This is a genomic window from Acidovorax sp. AC410 (assembly GCF_979253235.1).
Map to the genome: position 1 here is coordinate 2,302,120 of NZ_CEEDCG010000001.1, position 19,096 is coordinate 2,321,215.

The window sequence follows — 19,096 nt, forward strand, 5'->3', positions numbered from 1 at the left end:
CGGAAGACTATGGGACAAAAAATCCATCCTACCGGCTTCCGCCTTGCGGTCAGCCGCAACTGGTCCAGCCGTTGGTACGCCAGCAACCGCGACTTCGCGGGCATGCTGGCCGAAGACATCAAGGTGCGCGAGTACCTGAAGGCCAAGCTCAAGAACGCCGCCGTGTCGCGCATCCTGATCGAGCGCCCCGCCAAGAACGCCCGCATCACCATTTACTCGGCCCGTCCGGGTGTGGTGATCGGCAAGAAGGGTGAAGACATCGAGAACCTCAAGAAGGAACTCGCTCTTCGCCTGGGCGTGCCCGTCGCAGTGAACATCGAAGAAGTGCGCAAGCCCGAAATCGATGCCAAGCTGATCGCCGACAGCATCACGCAGCAGCTCGAAAAGCGGATCATGTTCCGCCGCGCCATGAAGCGCGCCATGCAGAACGCCATGCGTCTGGGTGCCCAGGGCATCAAGATCATGTCGTCCGGCCGTCTGAACGGTATCGAAATCGCTCGCTGCGAGTGGTACCGTGAAGGCCGCGTGCCACTTCACACGCTGCGCGCCGACATCGACTACGGCACCTCCGAAGCCAAGACCACCTACGGTGTGATCGGCGTCAAGGTCTGGGTCTACAAGGGCGATACGCTGGGTCGTAACGACCTGCCTGCCGTGGAAACCCCACGTCCAGACGAAGAACGCCGCCCACGCGGTCCACGCCGTGATGGCCGCCCAGGTGGCGACCGTCCAGGTGCTGGCCGTGGAGGCCCACGTCGTCCAGCCGGTGTGAACACCGGCCCGGCCGACGGCAGCGACAAGCCAGCGGAAGCTGGTGGCGCTGATAACACCGCCGTTAAGCGCGTACGCAAAGTCGCCGCGCCCGCTACAGCAGCGGACGGAAAAGGAGAATAAGTATGCTGCAACCTGCTCGCCGCAAATACCGCAAGGAGCAAAAGGGCCGTAACACTGGTGTTGCAACGCGGGGTGCCTCCGTTGCTTTCGGTGATTTCGGTCTGAAATGCACCGACCGTGGCCGTCTGACGGCTCGCCAGATCGAGGCTGCACGCCGTGCAATCTCCCGTCACGTGAAGCGTGGCGGCCGCATCTGGATCCGCGTGTTCCCGGACAAGCCAATCTCTACCAAGCCCGCAGAAGTGCGTATGGGTAACGGTAAGGGCAACCCCGAGTACTACGTGGCCGAAATCCAGCCCGGCAAGATCGTCTTCGAGATCGTCGGTGTGCCCGAAGAACTGGCCCGTGAAGCGTTCCGCCTGGCTGCCGCCAAGCTGCCGCTGCGCACCACGTTCGTCAGCCGCCACATTGGCTCGTAATTCAGGAGAACAAGCAATGAAGACTACTGAACTGCGCCAAAAAGACGTTGCCGGCATCGAAAGCGAAATCAAGGCTCTGCAGAAGGCCCACTTCGGCCTGCGCATGCAGAAGGCGACCCAGCAGTTGACTAACACCAACACGCTGCGTACCACCCGCCGCGACATCGCCCGTGCAAAAACCATCCTTGCTGAAAAGCAAGCCGCCAAGTAAGGAGCCGACATGACGGAAGCTAAAAAATCCCTCAAGCGCACCTTGATTGGCAAGGTGGTCAGCGACAAGCGCCAAAAGACCGTGACCGTGCTGATCGAGCGCCGTGTGAAGCACGAGCTCTACGGCAAGATCGTGGGCAAGTCGAGCAAGTACCACGCCCATGATGAAAATGGCGAGTACAAGCTGGGCGACGTGATCGAAATCACCGAGAGCCGTCCGCTCTCCAAGACCAAGAACTGGGTTGCCACCCGCTTGGTGCAAAAGGCCGGCCTGCTCTAAGCCCTCCCGGCTTGCTGGCAGCACTGCCCTCCAAAACGACCCACAATGTGGGTCGTTTTGCTTTTGGGGTCTGCATTCGTGTGCAGCGCCCCGGGGCATGCGGATACCTACCAACAACCCTAGGAGAGATCAATGATCAAAGTCGGTGACACCCTGCCAGCCAGCACCCTGATGGAGTATTCGGAAGTCGAGGGCGAAGGCTGCTCCATTGGCCCGAACCCCGTGCCAGTGGACAAGGCCACGGCAGGCAAGACCATTGCCCTGTTCGCACTGCCCGGCGCGTTCACGCCCACCTGCTCGGCCAAGCATGTACCCGGCTATGTGGAAAAGGTGGACGAGTTCAAGGCCGCCGGTGTGGACGAAATCTGGTGCGTGAGCGTGAACGACGCCTTCGTGATGGGCGCCTGGGCGCGCGACCAGAAGACCGACGGCAAGGTGCGCATGCTCGGTGACGGCGACGCCACCTTCGCCAAGGCCACCGGCCTGACGCTGGACCTCAACGGCAAGGGCCTGGGCCTGCGCAGCAACCGCTACTCGATGCTGGTGCGCGACGGCAAGGTCGTCACCCTCAACATCGAAGCACCGGGCAAGTTCGAAGTCAGCGACGCGGCGACGCTGCTGGCCCAGGCCAAGGCGGCCTGAACAGCAAGGTCTGGAAAGACCCAGGATGCCGCTGCGCAAGCAGTGGCGTTCCCCCTGGCGGCCCCTGCGCAATATGCGGCGGGCCGCTTTTTCATGGCCAGGCCGCTGCCCGAGACGCCTGGCTTACGAGATGTCCACCTTGAGGTAGTGCGACCCCGCAATGGGGTTGTGGTAGTAGGGCGGTATCTCCTCGAACCCCAGGTCGGTATAGAGCGCGCGGGCCGACTCCATGCCATCGAGCGTATCGAGCAGCACGCAGGCATAGCCGGCGCGGCGCGCCTGGTCCAGCATGGCCTCGGCCAGTTCGCGGCCCAGGCCAAAGCCCCGGAAGGCCTTGCGCACGTACAGGCGCTTCATCTCGCTGGCATTGGGGTAGTCGGCGGCATCCAGCGGCCGCAGGGCGCAGCAGCCCGCAATGGCCCCTTCCACCACGGCCAGCAGCAGGTGGCCGCGCGGTGCGGCATAGTCGCCGGGCAACTGGGCCAGTTCGGTCTCGAAATCCTGGAACGCAAGGTCCACATCCAGAGTGCCGGCGTACTCCCGGAAGATGTCGCGCACCGCCTCCATCTCGGCGGCGGACGACGGATTCAGCAGGGTGACGGCAGGCTTGTCCAAGGCGGGAATTCAGGGGCTGGGGAAGGGGCAGTGTAGCGGCTCGACCCGGGCACGCAGGGAACAGGCGCTCAGAACGCCACCGCTCCGAGGGTCGACACCCACCAGGCCAGACCTGCGCCCAGGGCCAGGGCCACCACCGCCGCGATGCGGCTGGCCAGGTCGTCACGCGATGGCGCCACGGGCTGGGGCAGCTCCTTGTCGCCATGCAGCATGGGCCGCACCAGCCGGTGCTTGCGCACCACCACGTAGAAGACGATGGCCAGCAGGTGCAGCGCGACCAGGCCCAGCACCAGGTACTGGCCGATCTCCTTGTGGTAGCCCGTGGCCTGGCCCACCACCGCGTTGGAGACGAAGCGGGTCAGCGGTCCTGAAAAGGCGATTTCATCGTCGCTGAGCAGTCCGGTGCCCACCTGGGCGGCGAGCACGGCCAGCAGGGCGAATACCGAGAGCGCGCCCAGCGGGCTGTGGCCTACCCCGTCATCGGGATGGCCCGCACCGCGCAGGTAGCGCACCAGCCGGGCGGGCGAGTACAGAAAGGTCGCGAAGCGCGACCAGCGCCCGCCCACCAGGCCCCACACCAGGCGAAAGACCAGCAGCGCCAGCACCACATAGCCCAGGCGCAGGTGCCAGACCATGGCGTTGCCGCCGACCTTGGCCGTGACCACCAGGGCGATCACGCTGGCGGCCAGGGCCCAGTGGAAGAGGCGGGTGGGCAGATCCCAGATGCGGACGGTGTGTGTCATGGTCGTGGTCCGGCGCTTGCCGTGTCGTGGGGTGTCGTTGGCCGCATTGTGCGCGAGATGGCCGGGGCCGCCAATGCGCACCGGCAGGCATGCCAAAACCGCCGCAAAGCGGCATACTGGTGGCGGCTGGTTGGTTTTTGCTCCCCACGATAAAAGGAAACATCCGATGAAAACCCTCGCTGTAGTCGCCTTTGCCGCGGCCGTTGTCACCCTGTCGGCGCCCGCATCTGCCCAGTTTGCCAAACCCGAAGACGCCATCAAGTACCGCCAGAGCGCGCTGTTCGTGATGGGTCAGCATTTTGGGCGCCTGGGTGCCATGGCCAATGGCCGCATCCCCTTCGACGCCAAGGCGGCGCAGGAAAATGCCGATGTTGTCGCCGAAATGGCCAAGCTGCCCTGGGCCGGCTTTGGCGCTGGTACCGACAAGGGAGCACCGACCAAGGCGCTGCCCGAGATCTGGACCCAGCAGGCCAAGTTCAAGGAGCACTCCGACAAGCTCGAAGCCGAGACCGTCAAACTCGCCGCAGCCGCCAAGACCGGCAACCTGGACAATCTAAAGACCGCCTTCGGCTCGGCGGCCAACACCTGCAAGGCCTGCCACGACAACTACCGCGCGAAATAAAGCGGGCGGCCGCTACGGCGGCCCCCATAACAAAAAGCCTCTTCCGGGCGGAAGAGGCTTTTGGCGTTTGGGGAGGCCGGCTCAGGTCTCGGCCAGCAGCTTCTCGATGAGCTGGTGCAGTTCGGGAAAGTTGGGCGCGCCCACATAGGTCTTCACGATCTCACCGCGCTTGTTGACGATGAAGGTCGAGGGCGTGAGCCGCACATCGCCCCAGGCCTGGGCCACGGCGCCGGTGTTGTCGATGGCCACCTTGAAGGGCAGCTTGCGCGTTTCGGCGAAGTTCACGACGTAGCTCGGCGGGTCGTAGCTCATGGCCACGGCCAGCGTATCGAAGCCCTTGGGCTGGTACTTCCGGTAGGTGGCAATGATCTCGGGCATCTCGGCCACACAGGTGGTGCAACTCGTGGCCCAGAAATTCACCAGCGTTACCTTGCCGCGCAGGTCGGCCGTCGATTGACGCGAGCCGTCGAGTAGCACGAAGGTGGAGTCGGGCGCCGCGGAGCGCCCCGTGTCCAGGTACACGTAGGCACCCACGGCGGCAAAAGCCACCACCGTTGCACCTGCTGCCCACTGTTTGATACCCATGACGTCGTCCCATCCCGAAAGTGCGGGCTCCAACCCACACGGTATTGTGCCGGACAAGGCCCCAGCGTGCTGGCAGCCTGCTCCACCTGGAATGGAGCATCGGCGGGCGTAAAAGTTCGCGCTGCCCGGGCCCTGCGCGCGAAATAACCGGCCACTGCCGATAATGGGCCCATGAACTGGACACTGACCGGCGCCGCCAGCGCCCTCCTGGGACTGGCCGCATGCAGCCCGGCACTCAACTGGCGCACCGTGGCCCTGCCCGAGGCGGCCCTCACCATCACGCTGCCCTGCAAGCCCGACCATGCCACGCGCAAGGTGGAACTGGCGGGCACACCGGTCGATCTGTCCATGGTCGGCTGCGAGGCCGATGGCGCGACCTTCGCCGTGTCCTACGCCACGCTGGCCGACCCCGCGCAGGTGGGCGTGGCACTCACGCACTGGCGGTCCGCCATGCTGGCGCGCATGGGCGGCGCACAGGCCCAGGCCACCGATGCGCCATTTGCCCCCCGCAACGCCTTGCCACTGCCCCAATCGGTGCGCACCGTGGCACAGGGGCGGGGGCCCGACGGGCAGGCCGTCACCGCACAGGCGGTCTGGTTTGCCCGCCCCGTGGGGCCGCAGATGCGGCTGTACCACGCCGCGGTCTACACGCCCAAGCCCCGCCCCGAGGTGGCTGATACCTTCTTTACCGGGCTGGTGCTGCCATGAGCGCCGGTGTGTTGCCACGGCGCACGGCCGTCATCGTCTTCCTCGCGTTCGCCTTCGCATATTTCCTGTCGGCCCTGCTGCGCGCCGTCACGGCCACGCTGGCACCCACCCTGTCGCAGGAGTTCACCCTGCACGCCAGCGACCTGGGCCTGCTGGCAGGCGGTTACTTCCTGGGTTTCTCGGCCACGCAACTGCCGCTGGGCACCTGGCTGGACCGGCATGGCCCGCAAAAGGTGCTGCTCGGCTTTCTGGGCGTGGCCGTCGCCGGGTGCCTGGTGTTTTCCATGGCCACGGGTTTCTCGGGCCTGCTCGCCGGGCGCGTGCTGTGTGGGGCAGGAGTGAGCGCCTGCCTGATGGCGCCGCTTACCGGCTACCGCCGCTGGTTCGATGCCACGGCGCAGATGCGCGCCAACTCCTGGATGCTGATGACTGGCTCGCTGGGCATGGTGGCCTCCACCCTGCCGGTGCAGTGGGCCCTGCCGCTGGTGGGTTGGCGCCCACTCTTTTGGGGCCTGGCCGTGTTGATCGGCGTGGCCATGGTGGGCATCGCGCTCTGGGTGCCGCGCTGGCACGCCGCTGCGCCGACCCCGGGAGCGGACGCACCGGCCGCTCCCGGCGGCTATGCCGTGGTCTGGCGCCACCCCTATTTCCAGCGCATGGCCCCGCTGGGTTTCTTCGTCTATGGCGGCATGGTGGCCATGCAGACCCTGTGGGCGGGCCCCTGGATGCAGCAGGTGGCCGGCTACACCGCGCTCGAGTCGGCGATCGGCCTGTTCTGGATCAACCTGTCCATGCTGTGCACCTTCTGGACCTGGGGCATGGTCAACCCCTGGCTGTTGCGCCGCGGCTTCGGGGCCGACCGGCTCATCCTCGCGGGCCTGCCGCTGTCCCTGGTCATCCTGCTGGCCATCATCGTCGCCGGGCCGGCGGCGGGGGGCGCGGCCTGGGCGCTGTTCTGTGTCTCGTGTACCTTCGTCTCGCTGTCGCAGCCGGCGGTGGGCATGGCCTTTCCACAGGCACTGGCGGGGCGCGCGCTGTCGGCCTTCAACCTGGTGATCTTTGCCGGGGTGTTCGTGGTGCAGTGGGGCATTGGTCTGGCGGTGGATGCCTTTGCGGCCGCAGGCCTGTCGACAACCGCAGCGTTCCAGGCGGCCATGGGGGTTTTCCTGGCCTGCAACACGGGGGCCTACCTGTGGTTTGCGCGGACCCAGCGCCATAATGTGCTCCAAACCTCTGTCCCATGAGCACCAGCATCCTCCTCATCGCCCATGCCCCCCTGGCCCATGCCCTGCGCGAATGCGTGCTGCATGTGTTCGCCGACTGTGGCGACAGCGTGGCCGCACTCGATGTGCAGCCCAACGAGCGGCCCGAAGAAACCCTGGCCCAGGCGCAGATCCTGCTGGAGCAACTGGGCGCCGACTCCACCCTGGTGCTGACCGACGTGTTCGGCGCCACCCCCTGCAACGTGGCACAGCGCCTGGTCGATGGCGTGCGCTCGCGCCTGGTGACAGGGGTCAATCTTCCGATGCTGCTGCGTGCCGTGAGCTACCGTGCAGAACCCCTGGATTCGGTCGTCACCCGCGCGGTGGTGGGCGGCACGCAAGGGGTGATGCAGGTGGCCATCGCCGCACCGCAGAACCAGTCCCGACGCAACCGACATGATCAAGACTCGTACGACCATCAGCAATAAACTGGGCCTGCATGCCCGCGCCTCGGCCAAGCTCACCAAGCTGGCCGGCAGCTTCCCCTGCGACGTATTCATGAGCCGCGGCGACCGCCGCATCAATGCCAAGAGCATCATGGGCGTGATGATGCTGGCCGCCGGCATCGGCACCGAGGTGGAGGTGGAAACCCATGGCGAGCGCGAGCAGGAGGCCATGGACGCCCTGCTGGCGCTGATCGCCGACAAGTTTGGCGAAGGCGAGTAAGCGCGCCATGGCTGACACGGCTGAAGAAGAAAGGGGTTTCCGATGACCTTCGCCATCCACGGTCTGGCGGTCGCACGCGGCATTGCCATCGGGCGTGCCGTGCTTGTGGCGTCGAGCCGCGTGGACGTGGCCCACTACTTCATCCAGCCCGAGCAGGTACCGGCCGAGATCGAGCGCGTGCGCCAGGGCCGCAATGCGGTGGTGGAGGAACTGCAGCGCCTGCAGACCGACATGCCGGCCGATGCGCCGCACGAGCTCACCGCACTGCTCGACGTACACCTGATGCTGCTGCAGGACGAGGCCCTCACGGGCGGCGTCAAGCACTGGATCACGGAGCGCCTGTACAACGCAGAGTGGGCGCTCACCACCCAGTTCGAGGTGATTGCACGCCAGTTCGACGAGATGGAGGACGAGTACCTGCGCGAACGCAAGGCCGACCTGGAGCAGGTGGTGGAGCGCATCCTGCGCTACATGAAGGGCGTGGCCAGCCCGGTGGCGCCGCCGGCCAGCAGTCCGCGCCGCAAGACCCAGCAGGACCTGCTGCTCGACGACACGGTGGACGTGCCCCTGGTGCTGGTGGCGCACGACCTGTCGCCGGCCGACATGCTGCAGTTCAAGCAGAGCGTGTTCGCCGGCTTCGTGACCGACGTGGGCGGCAAGACCTCGCACACTGCCATCGTCGCGCGCAGCATGGACATCCCAGCCGTCGTCGGCGCGCGCGCGGCCAGCCAGCTGGTGCGCCAGGACGACTGGGTCATCATCGACGGCGATGCCGGCGTGATCATCGTCGACCCCTCGCCCATCATCCTGGCCGAGTACGGTTTTCGCCAGCGCCAGACCGAGCTCGAACGCGAGCGCCTGTCGCGCCTGCGGCACACGCCGGCCGTCACCATCGACGGCCACCGCATCGAACTGCTGGCCAACATCGAGCAGCCCGGCGATGCTGTGGGTGCCGTGCGCGCCGGCGCCGTGGGCGTGGGCCTGTTCCGCAGCGAATTTTTGTTCATGGGCCGCACCGGCAACCTGCCGGGCGAGGACGAACAGTACCGCGCCTACCGCGAGGCGCTCGATGGCATGCAGGGCCTGCCGGTCACGATCCGCACCATCGACGTGGGGGCCGACAAGCCACTGGACAGCAAGGCCCACAAGGACACGCACCTGAACCCTGCGCTGGGCCTGCGCGCCATCCGCTGGAGCCTGGCCGACCCGGCCATGTTCCGCACCCAGTTGCGCGCCGTGCTGCGCGCCGCGGCGCACGGCAAGGTGAACCTGCTGTTCCCCATGCTGGCGCACACCAACGAGATCCACCAGACCCTGGCCCAGGTGGACCTTGCGCGCGCCGAGCTCGATGCCCGGGGTGAGCCCTATGGCCCCATCCAGCTGGGCGCCATGATCGAGGTGCCGGCTGCGGCGCTGATGGTGCGCACCTTCCTGCGCTATTTCGACTTTCTGTCCATCGGCACCAACGACCTGATCCAGTACACCCTGGCCATCGACCGGGCCGACGAGGCCGTGGCGCACCTGTACGACCCGGTGCATCCGGCCGTGCTGCGCCTGGTGGCCGACGTGATCGCCGAGGGCGAGCGCCAGGGCAAGAGCGTCTGCGTCTGCGGCGAGACCGCCGGCGACGTGACCATGACGCGCCTGCTGCTGGGCCTGGGCCTGCGCAGCTTTTCCATGCACCCCGCGCAGATCCTGGCCGTCAAGCAGGAGATCCTGCGTGCCGACACGCGCAAGCTCGTGCCCTGGGCGCAGCAGGTGCTGGACGGGGAAGAGCCCGCTGCCTTGCTGGCGTCGTAGAACGCTTTTGATTCAATAGCTGCCAGCGCCTGCTGGACCAGCGCTGGAGGTCGAGTTGGCCCATATCCCGGTAACAGCCCCCGCAGACGCATCCCTCATCGACTCGCGCCAGGCCTTCCAGCGCCTCTTGGTCACCCTGGGCCTGGTGGTGCTGGGCAACAGCAGCATGTACGTGGTGTCGGTCGTGCTTCCGGCCGTGCAGAACGAGTTCGGCATCGGCCGCGCCAGCGCCTCGCTGCCCTACACCCTGATGATGGTCTGCCTGGGCCTGGGCGGGCTGCTCACGGGCAGGCTGGCGGACCGCCATGGCCTCACGCCCGTGCTCTGGCTGGGCGCGCTGGCCGTACTGGGCGGCTTTGTGGGCGCGGCCTTTTCCAACAGCATATGGGCCTTCGGCCTGGCGCACGCGGCGATGGGCTTCATCGGCAGTTCGGCCACATTCGCGCCCCTGCTGGCCGACACGGCGCTGTGGTGGAATCGCCGGCGCGGCATTGCGGTGGCGGTGTGTGCCAGCGGCAACTATGTGGCGGGCGCTGTCTGGCCGCCCATCGTGCAGTACGGAATCGACACCGTCGGCTGGAGGCCGACCTACATGGCACTGGGCGTCGTCTGCGGCCTGGGCATGCTCGCGCTGTCGCTGCGCATGCGCCAGCGCCCGCCGGCCATCCAGGCCGCGGCGGCTGGCGCCCAGGCCGCCGCGGTGGACCACGCGCGTCCCTTTGGCCTCGCTCCGGGAGCCGCGATGGCGCTGCTGTGCGTGGCGGGTGTGGCCTGCTGCGTGGCCATGGCCATGCCACAGGTCCACATCGTGGCCTACTGCACCGATCTGGGCTTCGGCGCCGCCCAGGGGGCGCAGATGCTGTCGCTCATGCTGGCCTGCGGCATCGTGAGCCGGCTGGTCTTCGGACTGGTCTGCGACCGCATCGGCGGCATTCGCACCCTGCTGCTGGGGTCTGCGCTGCAGGGCGTCGCCCTGCTGCTTTTTCTGCCCTACGACGGCCTGGTGCCGCTGTACGTGATCTCGGCGCTGTTCGGCCTGTTCCAGGGCGGCATCGTGCCGACCTACGCCATCATCGTGCGCGAGCACTTCGCGCCCGCGCAGGCGAGCGTGCGGGTGGGCGCCGTCATCATGGCCACACTCGTGGGCATGGCGCTGGGCGGCTGGCTGTCGGGCTTTATCTTCGACCTCACCGGCAGCTACCACGCCGCCTTCCTCAACGGCATCGGCTGGAATTTGCTGAATCTTTCGATCACCGGCTGGCTCTTCCTGCGGTTGCGCAGGGAACGCGTGCGAGCCGGTGTGCCCACCACAGGGGCGGCTTGAGCCGCTGTCGCGCAGCCAGAGCGCTGGGTGGTTTTTACTTCGCCCGTATGCCCAGAATGGCCGCACTGATGATCATGGCCGTGGCCAGCGCGATGCTTGCGCTGAACGTGCGGCCGCTCACCACGATCAGCAAGGCGGTCGAGGCCAGCGGCGTGATGTAGCTCAGGATGCCGATGTGCCGGGCATCGCCCAGCTTGAGCGCCTTGTCCCACAGGAAGAACGAGGCACCGAGCGGCCCCAGGCCCATCGCGGCCAGCAGTATCCAGTCGCGCGGTGCCAGCGTGGCTGCAGGCTCCAGCGCCATGTGGCACAGCAGCGAGAGCATGCCCGAGACCAGGCCGAACAGGCCGATGGCCGTGGTTGGAAAGGCCGCCACGCGCTTGGTCATCAGCGAATAGGTGGCCCAGATCAGCGCCGCCGCGAAGGCTGGTACATAGCCCCAGGCCAGGGTGCCGCTCAATTCGCGCCCGCCCACGATGGCGATGGCCGCACCACCGAAGCCCAGAAGCGCCGCGAGCACATGCGGCCAGCGCAGCGATACGCCGGGCAGCACCACGGGCGCGAGCACCACGATGAACAGCGGCCACAGGTAGTTGACCAGGTTGGCCTCCACCGGCGGCGCATGGCGCAGCGCGATGAACAGCAGAAAGTGGTAGGCGAACAAGCCGTACACGCCCAGGGCCAGCGTGCGCAGCGGAATGCGCCACTGCGACGGGTCGCGCAGCACGAAGGGCCAGGCGGGAATGCTGCCGATGATGAGGGCAATGCCCGTCAGCAGGAACGGGGGCACGTGGGCGAGCGAAACACCCAGCGAGGCGAGGGAGGCCCACAGCGCGATGGCGCCCAGGGCATGGAGATTGGCTTGCATGCGGGCACTGTAAGCGCGCCGGGCATCGCGCAACGACGGAGCATCGTCGCAGCCCTGCGGTCCGGGATCAGCCCCGGCGCAGCGCAGCCGTCAGGGCCGATGGCGAGCGGTAGCCGGTGCGCCGCGCCACCTCGGCAACGGCCATGCCGCCGGCGCGCAGCAACTGGGCGTGTTCGAGCCGCTGGCTGCGCAGCCAGGCCATGGCGCCCTGGCCCTGTTCCTCGCGGCAGCGGGCCGCGAACTGGCTGGGGCTCAGATGCACCTGTTGGGCCATGTCCGCCACCGACAGCGGCCGGTGCCACTGCCGCGCGGCCCATTGGCGCAGCGCTGGCCAGTCGATGGCGCGGCGGCGCGTGGCGGCATCCGGTCGTTGGTGGTCGCGGGGCGCAGGGCAGGGGGGCTGCCAGGCCTCCAGCAGCAGGGCGGGCCCGTGGGCCTGGGCCAGGGGGCGGCCTTGCTGCAGGGCGCTGGCGAGGTAGCGGGCCAGGGTCAGCGCCGGGGGCGGTGGCGCTGTCTGCAGCGCAGGGGCGGTGCAGTGGGTCCAGCCCATGTCGCTGCTGTCCAGCACCAGGCACAGGCTGCCACCGGTGGCCTCGAAGTCATGGTGCGCGCCCGGCGCGATGACGCAGCCGCCGCCCGTGGCCACACGCATGCCGCGCCCGTCGATCTCCAGCTCCAGCGCCCCGGCCATGCCCAGCAGCACCTGGAAGTGGTCGTGGCTGTGGCTGCCGGGGGAGGGGCCGTACCGGCGCAGCGAGAGCGTGCCGGCGCTGTCCATGGGCAGGGCGCGTTGGCGGCGCAGCCGGGCTTACACGCCGGCGGCGTGCGCCTGCTGGTCGGCGTGGTAGCTGCTGCGCACCATGGCACCCACGGCGGCGTGGCTAAAGCCCATCTTGTAGGCCTCTTCCTCGAACATCTTGAAGGTGTCGGGATGCACGTAGCGGCGCACGGGCAGGTGGCTGCTGCTGGGCGACAGGTACTGGCCGATGGTCAGCATGTCGATGTCGTGCGCGCGCATGTCGCGCATCACCTGCAGGATCTCTTCGTCCGTCTCGCCCAGGCCCACCATGATGCCGCTCTTGGTCGGCACCTTGGGGTGCAGGGCCTTGAACTTCTTGAGCAGGTTCAGGCTGAACTGGTAGTCGGAGCCCGGGCGCGCCTCCTTGTACAGGCGCGGCGCGGTTTCCAGGTTGTGGTTCATCACGTCGGGTGGCGCGGCCTTGAGGATTTCGAGCGCGCGGTCGTCGCGGCCGCGGAAGTCGGGCACCAGGATCTCGATCTGCGTGAGCGGCGAGAGCTCGCGGATGTTCTGGATGCATTCCACGAAGTGGCCGCTGCCGCCATCGCGCAGGTCGTCGCGGTCGACGCTGGTAATCACCACGTACTTGAGGCGCAGCTGGGCGATGGTGCGCGCCAGGTTCAGCGGCTCGGCCTTGTCCAGCGGGTCGGGGCGGCCATGGCCCACATCGCAGAACGGGCAGCGGCGCGTGCATTTGTCGCCCATGATCATGAACGTGGCCGTGCCCTTGCCGAAGCACTCGCCGATGTTCGGGCAGGAGGCCTCCTCGCACACCGTGTGCAGGTTGTTCTGGCGCAGGATGTCCTTGATCTCGTAGAAGCGCGTGGTGGGCGAGCCCGCCTTCACGCGGATCCACTCGGGCTTCTTGAGCACTTCGCCCTGTTCGACCTTGATCGGAATGCGCGACAGCTTGGCCGCGGCCTTCTGCTTGGCCAGCGGGTTGTAGGCTTCGGTGGACTGCGCTTCGCGGACGACGTCGGTGGTGCTCATGGCTTGGTAGCGGTTCAGGGAGACAGGCGGATGCCGAGCTGCTGGCCCAGCACCTTGGCGGCATCGTCCCAGGTGGTTTGGACCCCGATTGTAGAAAGGTCCACGGTTTGCAGTCCCGCATAGCCGCAAGGGTTGATACGGCCGAAGGGTTCCAGGTCCATCGCCACGTTGAGCGCGGCGCCGTGGTAGGTGCTGTGGCGGCTGACCTTGATGCCCAAAGCGGCGATCTTTCCGAGGCCCTCGAAATCGGGCTCGGGTGCCGCCTGGCCTTCGCGCTTTTGCGGGCGCTGGGGCAGCATGGCGTGGCTGTGCGGGTCATCGAGGCGCACGTAGATGCCGGGCGCGCCGGCCACGCGGTGGCCGGTGACGCCGAAGTGTGCCAGCGTGCGGATCAGCGCCTCTTCCACGCGGTAGACGTATTCCTTGACGAAGTAGCCCGCGCGCTGCAGGTCGATGAGCGGGTAGGCCACCACCTGGCCCGGGCCGTGGAAGGTGACCTGACCGCCGCGGTTGGTGGGCACCACCGGAATCACGCCGGGGTTGAGCAGGTGGTCGCTCTTGCCCGCCAGTCCTTGCGTGTAGAGCGCGTCGTGCTCGCACAGCCACAGGACATCGGGCGTCTCGGCGGTGCGCGTGGCCGTGTAGTCCTGCATGGCCTGCACGGTGGCGGCGTAGTCCACCCGCCCGAGCGTGCGCAGATCGATGGCCACGGCCTTACAGCACCACTTTCACCAGGGGGTGGGATGAAAGGGCCCGGTACAGGTCGTCGAGCTGCTCGCGGCTGGTGGCCGTGATGGTCACAGTAACTCCGAGGTAATTGCCCTTGCTGCTGTCACGCAGTTCAATGGTGGCGGGGTCGAAGCTGGGATCGAACTGGCGGGCCAGTTCGGTGACCGCATGCACGAAGCCGTCCACCTTCGCTCCCATGACCTTGATCGGGAACTTCGAGGGGTACTCGATCAGCGAGTCCTTGCGGGCATCCGCAGCGGACGAGTCGAGGATGGTGAGGTTCGGAGGCAAAGGAGAAGACGTCATGTGCAAGTGCTTCGGTTTCAGTGGCGGTGCCGGCGGGTCCATTGTGCGACAAGCCCCTTGGACTGGCGGGGGCGTGTCACATGCCCGTGCGCGTTTTCGGTGCATAACGGCAAGGTGCGGGCACCGGGGGGCGTTGGCGGGTCACCACAACAGTGCCGGCGCGCGCACCCCTTCAGACCTCGTTTGCAGGTCTTTGTAGTTCACAACGGGTTTTTACTTATAATTAGAGGCTTTGTGAAATTTGCAGTCTGTAACACGGGCGTTACTCAACAATGAAAACAATCGCCCCTGAGACTGAAACTGAGGCTGAAGATTCTGACTTCAAGCCCCTGACCGCGCAGGAAGCGCAGCAGTGGCGGGGCCGCAACCCTCCTGTCTCGATGTGGAAGGTGGTGGTGGGTCAGGCGCTTGTCGGCGTGCTCGTGGCCCTGGTGGCCTGGGGGCTGACGGGCAGGACCGAGGTGGGCTGGTCTGCCGCCTACGGCGCGCTTGCAGTGGTGGCTCCGGCCGCATTGTTCGCCCGCGGTATGTCGCGCCAGATGGCGTCCGGGAATGCGGGCGCCTCCATGGCGGGGTTCTTTGGTTGGGAGATTGCCAAGATCGTGTTCACCATCGCCTTGCTGGCAGTGGCCCCTTGGGCTGTGCCGGGGCTGGTATGGCTGGCTCTGCTGGCGGGCATGGTGGTCACGATGAAAACGTATTGGGTCGCACTCATGGTGCGGCCTGGTGTCCGAAAAACCGATTGATATAGAGAAGAGTTGTCCGATGGCCGCAGAAGCGCACGCTCCGACTGCAAGTGAATACATCGTTCACCACCTGCAGCATCTTCAAAACGTCAACCAGACCAAGATTGTTGACTTCACGGTCATCAACTATGACTCGATCATCGTGGGTTTGGTTCTGGGCGCCCTGACCCTTTTGATCCTGTGGTCCGCTGCCCGCAAGGCAACCTCCGGCGTGCCCGGCCGGTTCCAGGCGGCGGTGGAAATGCTGGTCGAGATGGTGGACAACCAAGCCAAGGCCAACATCCACAACGCCGAGAGCCGCAAGTTCATCGCCCCCCTGGGCCTGACGGTGTTCGTCTGGATCTTTCTGATGAACTTCATGGACATGCTGCCCGTGGACCTGCTGCCCGCCATCTGGGCCCAGATCTACGGCGCTGCCGGCCATGACCCGCACCACGCCTACCTGCGCGTCGTGCCCACGGCCGACCTCTCCACCACCCTGGGCCTGGCATTCGCCATCCTGATCCTGCGCTTCTGGTACAGCGTGAAGATCAAGGGCGCCGGCGGCTGGGCGCACGAACTCGTGTCGGCCCCGTTCGGCACCAGCAAGAATCCCATCTTCGCCCTGATCCTGGGCGTGGTGAACCTGCTGATGCAGGTCATTGAATATGTCGCCAACACCGTGTCGCATGGCATGCGGTTGTTCGGCAACATGTACGCCGGCGAACTGGTGTTCATGCTGATCGCCCTGATGGGTGGTGCGGCTGCGCTGTCGCTGTCGGGTGTGCTGCTGCCTGTGGGCCACGTCATCGCTGGCACCATCTGGACGCTGTTCCACATTCTGGTGATCTCGCTGCAAGCCTTCATCTTCATGATGCTTGCGCTGATCTACCTCGGTCAGGCGCACAACGCGCACTAACGGTTCCCTTTCGTTTCTCTTTCCTTTTCAACCTTTCTTTTTTTAACTCAGGAGTCATCATGGAAAACATTCTCGGTCTCGTCGCTCTGGCTTGTGGTCTGATCGTTGGCCTCGGCGCTATCGGCGCTTCCATCGGTATCGCACTGATGGGTGGCAAGTTCCTCGAATCGTCGGCACGTCAGCCTGAGCTGATCAACGAACTGCAAACCAAGATGTTCATCTTGGCCGGTCTGATCGACGCGGCTTTCCTGATCGGCGTGGCCATCGCCCTGCTGTTCGCTTTCGCCAACCCCTTCGCTTCCACGTTCTTGGCCAACCTGCCCAAGTAACTCCCACTCAACGCCACTCTAGAAAGGTGTTGCCGTGAGTATCAACGCGACCCTGTTCATTCAGGCCATCGTCTTCCTGATCCTGGTGTGGTTCACGATGAAATTCGTGTGGCCCCCGATCGCGAAGGCGTTGGATGAACGAGCCCAGAAAATCGCCGAAGGCCTCGCTGCTGCCGACCGTGCCAAGTCCGAACTGACCGCTGCCAACCAGCGCGTCGAGAAGGAACTGTCACAGGCACGCAACGAAACGGCCTCGCGTCTTGCGGACGCCGACCGACGTGCCCAGGCCATCATCGAAGAAGCCAAGGCACGCGCCACGGACGAAGGCAACAAGATCGTTGCTTCCGCCCGTGCCGAAGCCGAACAGCAAACGGTGCAAGCCCGCGAGGCCCTGCGTGAGCAGGTCGCTGCGCTGGCCGTCAAGGGTGCTGAGCAGATTCTCCGCAAGGAAGTCAATGCCGGCGTTCACGCCGACCTGCTCAACCGCCTGAAGACCGAGCTGTAAGGGGACACACATGGCTGAACTCGCCACCATTGCCCGCCCTTACGCCGAAGCCCTGTTCAAGGCCGCTACTGCGGGTGCGGGCATGGACCTGGCCAGCACCGCTGACTGGGTCGATGAACTGGCGGCCATTGCCGCCAACCCCCAGTTGCGCCAGCTGGCAGACAGCCCCAAGGTGACGGCAGACCAGGTGTTTGCCGTCGTCACGGGTGTTGCGCGTTCAGCGCTGTCCGATACGGCCAAGAATTTCCTGCGCACGGTCATCGACAACGGGCGCCTCGAAGCGCTGCCGGAAGTCGCTGCGCAGTTCCGTACCCTCGTGAATCGCCGCAGCGGCTCTTCGGATGCCGTGGTGCACAGCGCCTTTCCGATGGATGCCGCAGCACTGGCTGAGGTCGGCTCGGCGCTGGAAAAGCGCTTTGGCCGCAAGCTCAACCTCACCGTTCAGCTGGACCCGTCCCTGATCGGTGGCATTCGCGTAGTGGTGGGTGACGAGGTGCTGGACACTTCGGTCAAGGCCCGTCTTGAACAAATGAAAGCGGCCCTCACCGCGTAACGCGCGGCGAGGACAGCGAACCAAAGAAAGAAGGAAAGAGTCATGCAACTCAATCCCGCAGAAATTTCTGAACTCATCAAGAGCCGCATCGAAGGTCTGGCCGCCAGCAGCGATATCCGCAACCAGGGTACCGTGGTGTCGGTGTCCGACGGTATCGTGCGCGTGCATGGCCTGTCGGACGTGATGGCCGGCGAAATGCTCGAGTTCCCCGCCACCAAGGACGGCCAGCCCTCCTACGGCCTGGCCCTGAACCTCGAGCGCGACTCCGTCGGCGCCGTGATTCTGGGTGAGTACGAACACATCTCCGAAGGCGATACCGTCAAGTGTACGGGCCGCATTCTGGAAGTGCCGGTCGGCCCCGAACTGATCGGCCGCGTGGTGAACGCCCTGGGCCAGCCTATCGACGGCAAGGGTCCCATCAACGCCAAGCTCACCGACGTGATCGAAAAGGTCGCTCCGGGCGTGATCGCCCGTAAATCGGTGGACCAACCCCTGCAGACCGGCCTGAAGTCCATCGACTCCATGGTGCCTGTGGGCCGTGGCCAGCGCGAGCTGATCATCGGTGACCGCCAGACCGGCAAGACGGCCGTCGCCATCGACGCCATCATCGCCCAGAAGGGCCAGGGCGTCAGCTGCATCTACGTCGCCATCGGCCAGAAGGCTTCGTCGATCAAGAACGTGGTGCGCGCACTGGAACAAGCCGGTGCCATGGACTACACGATCGTGGTGGCCGCATCGGCCTCCGAATCGGCAGCCATGCAGTACGTGTCGGCCTACTCGGGCTGCACGATGGGCGAGTACTTCCGCGACCGCGGCCAGGACGCCCTGATCGTTTACGACGACCTGTCCAAGCAGGCTGTGGCCTACCGCCAGGTTTCGCTGCTGCTGCGCCGTCCACCAGGCCGCGAAGCCTACCCCGGCGACGTGTTCTATCTCCACAGCCGCCTGCTCGAGCGCGCAGCCCGCGTGAACGCCGACTACGTCGAAGCCTTCACCAAGGGTGAAGTCAAGGGCAAGACCGGTTCGCTGACGGCACTGCCCATCATCGAAACGCAAGCCGGCGACGTGTCCGCCTTCGTTCCTACCAACGTGATCTCGATCACGGACGGCCAGATCTTCCTGGAAACCAGCCTGTTCAACGCCGGTATCCGCCCCGCCATCAACGCCGGTATCTCGGTGTCGCGCGTCGGTGGTGCTGCCCAGACCAAGCTGGTGAAGAACCTGTCCGGCGGTATCCGTACCGACCTGGCCCAGTACCGTGAACTGGCTGCGTTCGCGCAGTTCGCTTCCGACCTGGACGAAGCCACCCGCAAGCAGCTGGACCGCGGTGCCCGCGTGACCGAACTGCTCAAGCAGGCACAGTACAGCCCCCTGTCCATCTCGCTGATGGGCGCGACGCTGTTCGCTGTGAACAAGGGCTTCATGGACGACATCGACGTCAAGAAGGTTCTCGACTTCGAACACGGCCTGCACCAGTTCCTGAAGACCAGCCACGCCGCACTGCTGGCCAAGCTGGAACAGGCCAAGGCCATGGACAAGGATGCTGAAGCCGAATTGACCGCCGCCGTCGCCGCGTTCAAGAAGTCGTTCGCTTAAACCGGAC

General features: G+C 65.9%; 26 protein-coding genes. 18 read left to right on the plus strand and 8 right to left on the minus strand.

The features are described from left to right. Positions 1–9 precede the first annotated feature (9 nt). The 5 genes from rpsC to AC0IZS_RS10710 all read left to right on the plus strand — a co-directional run bounded on the left by rpsC (position 10) and on the right by AC0IZS_RS10710 (position 2,445). On the plus strand, positions 10–894 hold the full coding sequence (rpsC, locus tag AC0IZS_RS10690; RefSeq protein WP_305743748.1) for a 30S ribosomal protein S3: 885 nt from the start codon (positions 10–12) through the stop codon (positions 892–894). A 2-nt stretch (positions 895–896) separates the two neighbouring features. Next, positions 897–1,313 (plus strand): 50S ribosomal protein L16, encoded by a 417-nt coding sequence (gene rplP / locus AC0IZS_RS10695; protein WP_007847799.1) that lies wholly within the window; start codon positions 897–899, stop codon positions 1,311–1,313. A 16-nt stretch (positions 1,314–1,329) separates the two neighbouring features. Further along, complete coding sequence (gene rpmC, locus AC0IZS_RS10700) at positions 1,330–1,524, plus strand: 50S ribosomal protein L29 (RefSeq protein WP_471635611.1); 195 nt, start codon at positions 1,330–1,332, stop codon at positions 1,522–1,524. A 9-nt stretch (positions 1,525–1,533) separates the two neighbouring features. Then, positions 1,534–1,803, plus strand: a complete 270-nt coding sequence (gene rpsQ, locus AC0IZS_RS10705) for a 30S ribosomal protein S17 (RefSeq protein ID WP_007847796.1) — start codon at positions 1,534–1,536, stop codon at positions 1,801–1,803. Between the two features lie 132 nt (positions 1,804–1,935). Next, positions 1,936–2,445, plus strand: a complete 510-nt coding sequence (locus AC0IZS_RS10710; protein WP_471635612.1) for a redoxin family protein — start codon at positions 1,936–1,938, stop codon at positions 2,443–2,445. Positions 2,446–2,568: 123 nt separating this feature from the next. Here AC0IZS_RS10710 and AC0IZS_RS10715 read toward each other — a convergent pair whose 3' ends face one another. Beyond that, positions 2,569–3,060, minus strand: coding sequence for a GNAT family N-acetyltransferase (locus AC0IZS_RS10715; protein WP_471635613.1), 492 nt, complete (start codon positions 3,058–3,060; stop codon positions 2,569–2,571). A gap of 68 nt (positions 3,061–3,128) precedes the next feature. After that, complete coding sequence (locus AC0IZS_RS10720) at positions 3,129–3,803, minus strand: cytochrome b/b6 domain-containing protein (protein ID WP_471635614.1); 675 nt, start codon at positions 3,801–3,803, stop codon at positions 3,129–3,131. Between the two features lie 166 nt (positions 3,804–3,969). On the opposite strand from AC0IZS_RS10720, the gene AC0IZS_RS10725 reads away from it, so the two are divergent. After that, positions 3,970–4,425, plus strand: a complete 456-nt coding sequence (locus tag AC0IZS_RS10725) for a c-type cytochrome (protein ID WP_322594161.1) — start codon at positions 3,970–3,972, stop codon at positions 4,423–4,425. 81 nt (positions 4,426–4,506) lie between these two features. Here the strand turns inward: AC0IZS_RS10725 and AC0IZS_RS10730 are convergent, their stop codons facing one another. Then, positions 4,507–5,010, minus strand: a complete 504-nt coding sequence (locus tag AC0IZS_RS10730) for a TlpA disulfide reductase family protein (protein ID WP_471635615.1) — start codon at positions 5,008–5,010, stop codon at positions 4,507–4,509. 171 nt (positions 5,011–5,181) lie between these two features. Here AC0IZS_RS10730 and AC0IZS_RS10735 point away from each other — a divergent pair, with 171 nt between their 5' ends. From AC0IZS_RS10735 to AC0IZS_RS10760, 6 genes are read left to right on the plus strand one after another with little or no spacing between them, the layout of a single operon-like run. Beyond that, positions 5,182–5,718, plus strand: a complete 537-nt coding sequence (locus AC0IZS_RS10735) for a hypothetical protein (RefSeq protein WP_471635616.1) — start codon at positions 5,182–5,184, stop codon at positions 5,716–5,718. Then, a complete protein-coding gene (locus AC0IZS_RS10740) occupies positions 5,715–6,962 on the plus strand; it encodes an MFS transporter (RefSeq protein ID WP_471635617.1) in 1,248 nt (415 codons plus the stop codon). The genes AC0IZS_RS10735 and AC0IZS_RS10740 overlap by 4 nt, the downstream gene beginning before the upstream one ends. Further along, positions 6,959–7,408: a PTS sugar transporter subunit IIA gene (locus tag AC0IZS_RS10745; protein ID WP_471635618.1), complete on the plus strand. Its 450-nt coding sequence runs from the start codon at positions 6,959–6,961 to the stop codon at positions 7,406–7,408. Before AC0IZS_RS10740 ends, AC0IZS_RS10745 begins: the two co-directional genes overlap by 4 nt. Beyond that, positions 7,377–7,646 (plus strand): HPr family phosphocarrier protein, encoded by a 270-nt coding sequence (locus tag AC0IZS_RS10750; RefSeq protein ID WP_471635619.1) that lies wholly within the window; start codon positions 7,377–7,379, stop codon positions 7,644–7,646. The genes AC0IZS_RS10745 and AC0IZS_RS10750 overlap by 32 nt, the downstream gene beginning before the upstream one ends. 42 nt (positions 7,647–7,688) lie before the next feature. Then, complete coding sequence (ptsP, locus tag AC0IZS_RS10755) at positions 7,689–9,446, plus strand: phosphoenolpyruvate--protein phosphotransferase (RefSeq protein WP_471635620.1); 1,758 nt, start codon at positions 7,689–7,691, stop codon at positions 9,444–9,446. A gap of 55 nt (positions 9,447–9,501) precedes the next feature. Further along, positions 9,502–10,770 (plus strand): MFS transporter, encoded by a 1,269-nt coding sequence (locus AC0IZS_RS10760; protein ID WP_471635621.1) that lies wholly within the window; start codon positions 9,502–9,504, stop codon positions 10,768–10,770. Between the two features lie 34 nt (positions 10,771–10,804). On the opposite strand, the gene AC0IZS_RS10765 is transcribed toward AC0IZS_RS10760, so the two are convergent. From AC0IZS_RS10765 to AC0IZS_RS10785, 5 genes are all read right to left on the minus strand, one after another. Next, a complete protein-coding gene (locus tag AC0IZS_RS10765; RefSeq protein WP_471635622.1) occupies positions 10,805–11,638 on the minus strand; it encodes a DMT family transporter in 834 nt (277 codons plus the stop codon). A gap of 67 nt (positions 11,639–11,705) precedes the next feature. Next, complete coding sequence (locus AC0IZS_RS10770; RefSeq protein WP_471635623.1) at positions 11,706–12,416, minus strand: AraC family transcriptional regulator; 711 nt, start codon at positions 12,414–12,416, stop codon at positions 11,706–11,708. 30 nt (positions 12,417–12,446) lie between these two features. After that, the gene (gene lipA, locus AC0IZS_RS10775; RefSeq protein ID WP_471635624.1) at positions 12,447–13,427 is read right to left on the minus strand and encodes a lipoyl synthase; all 981 of its coding nucleotides are present in this window, start codon (positions 13,425–13,427) and stop codon (positions 12,447–12,449) included. Positions 13,428–13,441: 14 nt separating this feature from the next. Next, positions 13,442–14,080, minus strand: coding sequence for a lipoyl(octanoyl) transferase LipB (gene lipB, locus AC0IZS_RS10780; RefSeq protein WP_471639500.1), 639 nt, complete (start codon positions 14,078–14,080; stop codon positions 13,442–13,444). A 61-nt stretch (positions 14,081–14,141) separates the two neighbouring features. Continuing rightward, a complete protein-coding gene (locus tag AC0IZS_RS10785; RefSeq protein WP_471635625.1) occupies positions 14,142–14,462 on the minus strand; it encodes a YbeD family protein in 321 nt (106 codons plus the stop codon). Between the two features lie 272 nt (positions 14,463–14,734). Between AC0IZS_RS10785 and AC0IZS_RS10790 the strand changes: the two genes are divergently transcribed. The 6 genes from AC0IZS_RS10790 to atpA are packed head-to-tail and all read left to right on the plus strand — an operon-like array spanning position 14,735 to position 19,089. Next, a complete protein-coding gene (locus tag AC0IZS_RS10790) occupies positions 14,735–15,208 on the plus strand; it encodes an ATP synthase subunit I (RefSeq protein WP_471635626.1) in 474 nt (157 codons plus the stop codon). Between the two features lie 19 nt (positions 15,209–15,227). Next, the gene (gene atpB / locus AC0IZS_RS10795; protein ID WP_007847753.1) at positions 15,228–16,106 is read left to right on the plus strand and encodes a F0F1 ATP synthase subunit A; all 879 of its coding nucleotides are present in this window, start codon (positions 15,228–15,230) and stop codon (positions 16,104–16,106) included. Between the two features lie 59 nt (positions 16,107–16,165). Next, positions 16,166–16,435, plus strand: coding sequence for a F0F1 ATP synthase subunit C (gene atpE / locus AC0IZS_RS10800; RefSeq protein ID WP_007847749.1), 270 nt, complete (start codon positions 16,166–16,168; stop codon positions 16,433–16,435). A 34-nt stretch (positions 16,436–16,469) separates the two neighbouring features. Next, a complete protein-coding gene (locus AC0IZS_RS10805) occupies positions 16,470–16,940 on the plus strand; it encodes a F0F1 ATP synthase subunit B (protein WP_471635627.1) in 471 nt (156 codons plus the stop codon). Between the two features lie 10 nt (positions 16,941–16,950). Then, positions 16,951–17,493, plus strand: a complete 543-nt coding sequence (locus AC0IZS_RS10810; RefSeq protein WP_471635628.1) for a F0F1 ATP synthase subunit delta — start codon at positions 16,951–16,953, stop codon at positions 17,491–17,493. A 42-nt stretch (positions 17,494–17,535) separates the two neighbouring features. Then, on the plus strand, positions 17,536–19,089 hold the full coding sequence (atpA, locus tag AC0IZS_RS10815) for a F0F1 ATP synthase subunit alpha (protein WP_471635629.1): 1,554 nt from the start codon (positions 17,536–17,538) through the stop codon (positions 19,087–19,089). The last annotated feature ends 7 nt before the right edge of the window (positions 19,090–19,096 follow it).

Bases quoted from the DNA above. Each gene is read 5' to 3' on its own strand.
- rpsC (WP_305743748.1), top strand. From the start codon at position 10: ATGGGACAAAAAATCCATCCTACCGGCTTCCGCCTTGCGGTCAGCCGC.
- rplP (WP_007847799.1), top strand. From the start codon at position 897: ATGCTGCAACCTGCTCGCCGCAAATACCGCAAGGAGCAAAAGGGCCGT.
- rpmC (WP_471635611.1), top strand. From the start codon at position 1,330: ATGAAGACTACTGAACTGCGCCAAAAAGACGTTGCCGGCATCGAAAGC.
- rpsQ (WP_007847796.1), top strand. From the start codon at position 1,534: ATGACGGAAGCTAAAAAATCCCTCAAGCGCACCTTGATTGGCAAGGTG.
- AC0IZS_RS10710 (WP_471635612.1), top strand. From the start codon at position 1,936: ATGATCAAAGTCGGTGACACCCTGCCAGCCAGCACCCTGATGGAGTAT.
- AC0IZS_RS10720 (WP_471635614.1), bottom strand. From the start codon at position 3,803: ATGACACACACCGTCCGCATCTGGGATCTGCCCACCCGCCTCTTCCAC.
- AC0IZS_RS10725 (WP_322594161.1), top strand. From the start codon at position 3,970: ATGAAAACCCTCGCTGTAGTCGCCTTTGCCGCGGCCGTTGTCACCCTG.
- AC0IZS_RS10730 (WP_471635615.1), bottom strand. From the start codon at position 5,010: ATGGGTATCAAACAGTGGGCAGCAGGTGCAACGGTGGTGGCTTTTGCC.
- AC0IZS_RS10735 (WP_471635616.1), top strand. From the start codon at position 5,182: ATGAACTGGACACTGACCGGCGCCGCCAGCGCCCTCCTGGGACTGGCC.
- AC0IZS_RS10740 (WP_471635617.1), top strand. From the start codon at position 5,715: ATGAGCGCCGGTGTGTTGCCACGGCGCACGGCCGTCATCGTCTTCCTC.
- AC0IZS_RS10745 (WP_471635618.1), top strand. From the start codon at position 6,959: ATGAGCACCAGCATCCTCCTCATCGCCCATGCCCCCCTGGCCCATGCC.
- AC0IZS_RS10750 (WP_471635619.1), top strand. From the start codon at position 7,377: ATGATCAAGACTCGTACGACCATCAGCAATAAACTGGGCCTGCATGCC.
- ptsP (WP_471635620.1), top strand. From the start codon at position 7,689: ATGACCTTCGCCATCCACGGTCTGGCGGTCGCACGCGGCATTGCCATC.
- AC0IZS_RS10765 (WP_471635622.1), bottom strand. From the start codon at position 11,638: ATGCAAGCCAATCTCCATGCCCTGGGCGCCATCGCGCTGTGGGCCTCC.
- AC0IZS_RS10770 (WP_471635623.1), bottom strand. From the start codon at position 12,416: ATGGACAGCGCCGGCACGCTCTCGCTGCGCCGGTACGGCCCCTCCCCC.
- lipA (WP_471635624.1), bottom strand. From the start codon at position 13,427: ATGAGCACCACCGACGTCGTCCGCGAAGCGCAGTCCACCGAAGCCTAC.
- lipB (WP_471639500.1), bottom strand. From the start codon at position 14,080: ATGCAGGACTACACGGCCACGCGCACCGCCGAGACGCCCGATGTCCTG.
- AC0IZS_RS10785 (WP_471635625.1), bottom strand. From the start codon at position 14,462: ATGACGTCTTCTCCTTTGCCTCCGAACCTCACCATCCTCGACTCGTCC.
- AC0IZS_RS10790 (WP_471635626.1), top strand. From the start codon at position 14,735: ATGAAAACAATCGCCCCTGAGACTGAAACTGAGGCTGAAGATTCTGAC.
- atpB (WP_007847753.1), top strand. From the start codon at position 15,228: ATGGCCGCAGAAGCGCACGCTCCGACTGCAAGTGAATACATCGTTCAC.
- atpE (WP_007847749.1), top strand. From the start codon at position 16,166: ATGGAAAACATTCTCGGTCTCGTCGCTCTGGCTTGTGGTCTGATCGTT.
- AC0IZS_RS10810 (WP_471635628.1), top strand. From the start codon at position 16,951: ATGGCTGAACTCGCCACCATTGCCCGCCCTTACGCCGAAGCCCTGTTC.
- atpA (WP_471635629.1), top strand. From the start codon at position 17,536: ATGCAACTCAATCCCGCAGAAATTTCTGAACTCATCAAGAGCCGCATC.